The sequence below is a fragment of the Halorubrum amylolyticum genome, from assembly GCF_004114995.1.
Lineage (GTDB): Archaea > Halobacteriota > Halobacteria > Halobacteriales > Haloferacaceae > Halorubrum > Halorubrum amylolyticum.
In genome coordinates this window covers 1-3,324 of record NZ_SDJP01000064.1, presented here as the reverse complement: position 1 = coordinate 3,324, position 3,324 = coordinate 1, and the positions used below count along the sequence as shown (strand labels likewise).

Here is a 3,324-nt window from a genome sequence, read left to right as displayed (position 1 = left end):
CTAATCGGCTGAGCTCTCGCTGGGTCCGCCGCTCAAGAGTGACAACCGTATTCAGCAGCGCCAAAATCCACGCAATTTCGTACGCTCGTCCGGTAGCTCGAGAGTAAGGATTCAAAATCGATCCTCGACCGCTGACAATCACCACGAATTGATGGAGATTTGATCCAAAACTAACCTATCCTCCGAAACTGTGGATCTTCAGACCCCGCTCATTTTGTATATCGTTATACAGTTTATTACCGTTGGGCATTCTTCATTCGATAAGTTGCTTATTTCGCGTGTCCCCAACGGACACGCGCATAACCAATACTATTATACTACTGTCAAATAGATGCTATCCTATGAAATCACCACGCTTAGAATTACTACAGGGGGCAGCACGCGGGGTTCTCCCCCGAGATTTTCGTGAGTGAGCGAACCTACAATTGGTCGAGGAAGTCACTCGACGAACTCGTCGAATTCTACGAGCGCGAAATTGCTCCTGAACGGCAGCGGGAGGGACACGATCCACACAAGATTCCTACCTACCAGTGGCTCGTCGACAATGGTTATAGCGGTCTCCAGTACGCTGTCCGAGAGCATCATGACATGACACTCTCAGAGTTCTTCGAACAGGCTGTTGGGCTCGGAGACGACGTCTCACCCGAGACTCCAACGTGGCCGATCGATAACGAGCAGATGATCGAGTACCTCGAACAGTACTTTCGGTCACAACAACGGGGGTCCGCTGCGGAGACCACCCTCCAGTCAAAGCGTTCGCGGCTCGGTCAGTTTCTCCGCCACTACGAAGCCCTCCATGGGACATCCGCAATCGTCTCTCGTATTACGGATGTCGCTGACCAGCCCGAAGAGATTCAGCGTGTCACCGCCGTCTTCGACGTCCTTGATGATGAGCTTGAGAGCAACGATTCGAAGCGTCGGTACCGGTCTGACATCGACGATCTCTACAGCTGGCTCGTCGATCGCGGCTACGGCGCGTTCAATCCCGTCCGCTACGATCATGAATGGGACGTTGCGAAGCGTGATAACTCCCCGCTTGCGCCTGCCCAGGTCGGAGCTCTTGCGGCTGCGACTGAGGATATCGAAGAGCGACTGATCGTCTTAGGGCTGTGTGCATGGGGCCTACGACGAAGCGAATTAGCAACCCTCCACGTGGAGAATGTTGAACTTCAGGCGGAGTCACCGTACCTCTCGTTCAACACGAGGAAGAACGGTCCTGGAACAGTGGCGTTAATTTACGGCGAGGATGTCCTAGAGGATCGGATCGCGCGGCTCTCGAACCAGCAGGGGTGGGATGGGTATCTGTTCCCCTCTCCGGACGCTCGGCGTGATCACCTCACTGGTGAGACGCTAAATCGCCGGTTCAAGTCGATTGCGGCGCGTGCGGATGTGCGTGTTCGCGGGGAGCTTCCGACCTCGAAGATGGGACGTCGGTTTTGGTACAGCGCGTACGCTGACGCCGTTGAGGTTGTGATCGAACGTCTCCAGAGTGTCGCTCACGAACAGGGCAGCAGCGATCCGATGGTCGTGTTTCGGAACTATCTATCCGAAGAGAAGCGTCGTGAGTATCTTCGCGACGCGATGTATGACCGGCTTGCTGAGGCGTTTGAGGGCTCTACTGAATAATAGTCGTGGGGTGGTTTCACCAGAATTACTGTAAGAAATCCTCGCGGTGTAGGGTAGTCAGTCGTGTAGCAACTGGCGCTACGTGCGATCATCTCGGCCCACACTAAGAGATGGAACTTCATCTGTCCACCCTGGTTCGGCGTAGGCGTCGTCAGTCGGTGCTGTTTCAAAAAGCTGAACAACTGCATCTAGTGACCTGAGCCGTGGGCGTATCTCTTCAGCTTGGGCAGGATCGACATAGTAGTCGGTAGCTGCCTGCTGTACCAGCCCCCATTCGACGAGTTGTGCCACTGCATTCGACACCTCCGTCGCAGAAATACCGGTGTTGGCTGTAATCTCGTCGGGAGAAAATCGCGTTCCGCAACGTGCCACGAGAAAACTCAGCGTGGTATACTCATTAGAACCGGGAGTGACCGGAAACGAACCTTCCGACATTGCTGTCTGACTCTTAATCGTGTGTCTATATGAATCTCAGCCTCTCGGATCTCTATTGAACTACTTTCACGCCACTACAACCCAACCCAACTGCCTCACTGAACACCCTGGCTCGGCCCCATTGACACTCTCTATCGACGTCCAGTCACAAGTGTATCGGCTCTGAGCTGGGGACGATCAATCGCCTACTGTGGACACTCCAAGAGGGAACAGTTCGACCTGAGTTACGGGGTGATGTGGATGATTTCCGGGAGTTAGCGATCGCCTCGATGGATTCGTTTGTATCTCCCGATTTGAGTGGGGTGAACAGAGATAGCGTAGCGTCGCGACTGGGAGGGATCTCCCACAGGACTGTCTCGATTTCCAACTAGCCTGCCGCTCGCGGCTCAGTGTAGACACACACTTGTCGGAGTCGGGTACAGCCGACCAGCCACGCGAGCGGCCATTCACATCAACTAATGCGACCAACACATCTTGAACAAGCAGTCTTCGATCGTTGGGGCCAGCAATGCGTGGTCTGCGGTCGAACGCCAGAGGAATGGCTTGAAACTGATTTCGGAGCGCGCAACCAAGACAAACTCTCCTTCCATCACGTCAACGGCGACGATACGGACCACCGTGTCGAGAACGTGATCCCGCTGTGTCAGAGCTGTCACGTCCACATCCACAAGGTGGATGAGCCGCCCTACCGGATATGGCATCGACAGCTCCCGATCGAGCATCGTCATGCGTGGAACGAGTACCACCACGAATACTACGAGGGGCCACCCCTGACTCGTGAAGAAGCAGTGGACCAGTTCGGCGACGATGGGGGCGTCCCAGTGAGTGTGAAGTATCTCGTCCACGAACGCGAGGACTTCGATCCAGCTGAGTTCGAGGCGCCTGATATCGAACTGATCCCCGATGATCACGCCGACGATGATTGTGACGAGTCCGCCCAAGACGATGATGGCGACGACTGTGACGACGACGGCACCGCCACGTCGTAGCAGGCGATCTTAGCGGTTATTTTTCACGGTAGAGGGCCTCTACGCTCACTAGAGCCGATTTTTAGAAAACAGCTAAACTTCTTATACGGTTAGGGATAACCTCAAGCTAAGTATGCCCTGGTAGCGTGGAGAAGCCACCTGTCGCGTGCGGCAGGTGGAGGTGAATTAAAGGTTGTAAGAGCCTGTCATAGAATCAATCTCATAGCTTCTCACAGCCCGGCTCGTTGCCTCGTTCGAAGTTGGTGATTGCAACGACGATTCGCAGACACAACGC

The 3,324-nt window shown here is 54.6% G+C and carries 4 protein-coding genes; 1 reads left to right on the top strand and 3 read right to left on the bottom strand.

The window, feature by feature from the left end:
• Positions 1 to 438: 438 nt before the first annotated feature.
• Positions 439 to 585, bottom strand: a complete 147-nt coding sequence (locus ESO89_RS18820) for a hypothetical protein (RefSeq protein WP_206731805.1) — start codon at positions 583 to 585, stop codon at positions 439 to 441.
• A gap of 3 nt (positions 586 to 588) precedes the next feature.
• Here ESO89_RS18820 and ESO89_RS18175 point away from each other — a divergent pair, with 3 nt between their 5' ends.
• Entirely contained in the window at positions 589 to 1,626 is a 1,038-nt protein-coding gene (locus ESO89_RS18175; protein WP_206731804.1) for a tyrosine-type recombinase/integrase, read from the top strand.
• A gap of 78 nt (positions 1,627 to 1,704) precedes the next feature.
• On the opposite strand, the gene ESO89_RS18170 is transcribed toward ESO89_RS18175, so the two are convergent.
• The gene (locus tag ESO89_RS18170; RefSeq protein ID WP_128906794.1) at positions 1,705 to 2,061 is read right to left on the bottom strand and encodes a helix-turn-helix domain-containing protein; all 357 of its coding nucleotides are present in this window, start codon (positions 2,059 to 2,061) and stop codon (positions 1,705 to 1,707) included.
• Between the two features lie 455 nt (positions 2,062 to 2,516).
• A complete protein-coding gene (locus ESO89_RS18715) occupies positions 2,517 to 3,002 on the bottom strand; it encodes a hypothetical protein (RefSeq protein ID WP_164932843.1) in 486 nt (161 codons plus the stop codon).
• Between the last annotated feature and the right edge of the window lie 322 nt (positions 3,003 to 3,324).

What these genes read in the sequence shown, in the direction of transcription:
- ESO89_RS18820 (WP_206731805.1), bottom strand. Translation starts at nt 585, where the DNA reads ATGATGCTCTCGGACAGCGTACTGGAGACCGCTATAACCATTGTCGAC.
- ESO89_RS18175 (WP_206731804.1), top strand. Translation starts at nt 589, where the DNA reads ATGACACTCTCAGAGTTCTTCGAACAGGCTGTTGGGCTCGGAGACGAC.
- ESO89_RS18170 (WP_128906794.1), bottom strand. Translation starts at nt 2,061, where the DNA reads ATGTCGGAAGGTTCGTTTCCGGTCACTCCCGGTTCTAATGAGTATACC.